The organism is Pseudonocardia sp. SID8383 (genome assembly GCF_009864975.1).
Lineage (GTDB): Bacteria > Actinomycetota > Actinomycetes > Mycobacteriales > Pseudonocardiaceae > Pseudonocardia > Pseudonocardia alni.
In genome coordinates, this window is the sequence record NZ_WWFY01000540.1 from 1 (window position 1) to 2,204 (window position 2,204).

Below are 2,204 nucleotides of genomic sequence, written 5' to 3' on the forward strand. Positions count from 1 at the left end.
CCCTGGTCCGCACCGAGGCCGCCGCGGTCCTCGGGCACGCCTCCGCCGACGCCTTCGGCGAGCGCCGCGCCTTCCGCGACGCCGGGTTCGACTCGGTGACCGCGGTCGACCTGCGCAACCGGCTCGCCGCCGCGACCGGTCTGACGCTGCCCTCCACCCTGGTCTTCGACCACCCCAGCCCCGCCGTGCTCGCCGGCCGCCTGGAGGAGCTCGCGCTCGGCGCCGCGGACGGGCTGCCGCAGCCCGCGGCCGCTCCGGCCGGGGACGACGACCCGATCGCCGTGATCGGGATGAGCTGCCGCTACCCGGGCGGCGCCGACACCCCCGAGGCGCTGCTGCAGCTCGCACTCGACGGGGTCGACGCGATCACCGGCTTCCCCACCGGCCGCGGCTGGGACGCGGCCGCGCTGCACGACCCCGACCCCGACCGGCACGGTCGCACCTACTCCGTGCAGGGCGGCTTCCTGCACGACGTGGCCGACTTCGACGCCGGCTTCTTCGGGATCTCCCCGCGCGAGGCCGTCGCGATGGACCCGCAGCAGCGCATCCTGCTGGAGACCTCGTGGGAGGCGTTCGAGCGGGCCGGGATCGACCCCACCTCGCTGCGCGGCACCAGCACGGGCACCTTCGTGGGCGCCACCTACCAGGACTACGCGACGACCGTCGCGCACGCCGCGGGCGACACCGAGACGCACATGGTGACCGGCACCGCCGCCAGCGTGCTGTCCGGCCGGGTGGCCTACCTGCTGGGCCTCGAGGGTCCCGCGGTCACCCTGGACACGGCGTGCTCGTCGTCGCTGGTCGCGATGCACCTGGCCTGCCGGTCGCTGCGCAGCGGGGAGAGCTCGCTCGCCCTGGCCGGCGGCGCCGCGGTGATGGCGACCCCGCAGGCCTTCGTCGGGTTCAGCCGGCAGCGGGCACTGGCCGCCGACGGCCGCTGCAAGCCCTTCTCCGAGGCCGCCGACGGCATGACCCTCGCCGAGGGCGTCGGCGTCGTCCTCCTCGAGCGGCTGTCCGACGCGCGCCGCAAGGGGCACCCGGTGCTCGGCGTGATCCGCGGCTCGGCGATCAACTCGGACGGCGCGTCGAACGGGATGACCGCCCCCAACGGCCCGTCCCAGCAGCGGGTGATCCGCCGGGCACTGGCCGAGGCGGGACTGACCGCCGCCGACGTCGACGTCGTCGAGGCGCACGGCACCGGCACCCGGCTCGGCGACCCGATCGAGGCCCAGGCGCTGCTCGCCACCTACGGCCGCGACCGGGACGAGCCGCTGCGGCTGGGCTCGGTGAAGTCCGCGATCGGACACACCCAGGCCGCCGCGGGCGTCGCCGGCGTGATCACGATGCTGGCCGCCATGCGCGCCGGTGAGCTGCCCGGCATCCAGCACCTCGACGCGCCGTCGAGCCATGTCGACTGGTCCACCGGGGCCGTCGAGCTGCTCACCGGGCGCACCGCGTGGCCGGAGACCGACCGCCCCCGCCGGGCCGGGGTCTCGTCGTTCGGCATCAGCGGGACCAACGCCCACGTCGTGCTGGAACAGGCGCCCCCCGCCGAGGCGACCCCGCCGGCCGGTGCACCCGGACCGGTCCCGTGGGTGGTCTCCGCCCGTTCGGCCGACGCGCTGCGCGCCCAGGCGGGCCGGCTGCGCGACGCCGTGGCCCGCGACCCGCAGGACCCGGCCAGGACCGGGCACGCCCTGGCCACCACCCGCGCCGCGTTCGACCACCGCGCCGTCGTCGTCGGGGAGACCTCCGACGAGCTCTCCCGCGGCCTGGCCGCGCTGGCCGACGGCACGTCGGTCGCCGGTCTGGTCACCGGCACCGCCGCCGAGGACCCCGCCGGCCCGGTGTTCGTGTTCCCCGGGCAGGGCGCCCAGTGGTGGGGGATGGGCCGCGACCTGCTCACGACGTCGGAGGCCTTCCGTGCCGCGGTCGACGACTGCGCCGCCGCGCTGGCCCCGCACGTCGACTGGTCGCTGCACGAGGTCCTCACCGGCGACGGCGACCCGGCGCTGCTGGAGCGCGTGGACGTGGTCCAGCCCGCGCTGTTCGCGATGATGGTCGGCCTCGCCGCGGTCTGGCGCGCCCACGGCGTCGAGCCGGCTGCGGTCGTCGGCCACTCGCAGGGCGAGATCGCCGCCGCCCACGTGGCGGGTGCGCTCGACCTCGACGACGCGGCGCGGGTGGTGGCGCTGCGCAGCCGC

General features: G+C 77.0%; 1 protein-coding gene. It reads left to right on the top strand.

The features are described from left to right. The coding region (locus GTW08_RS13255) for a type I polyketide synthase (RefSeq protein ID WP_161151988.1) at positions 1-2,204 on the top strand (2,204 nt) is incomplete at both ends.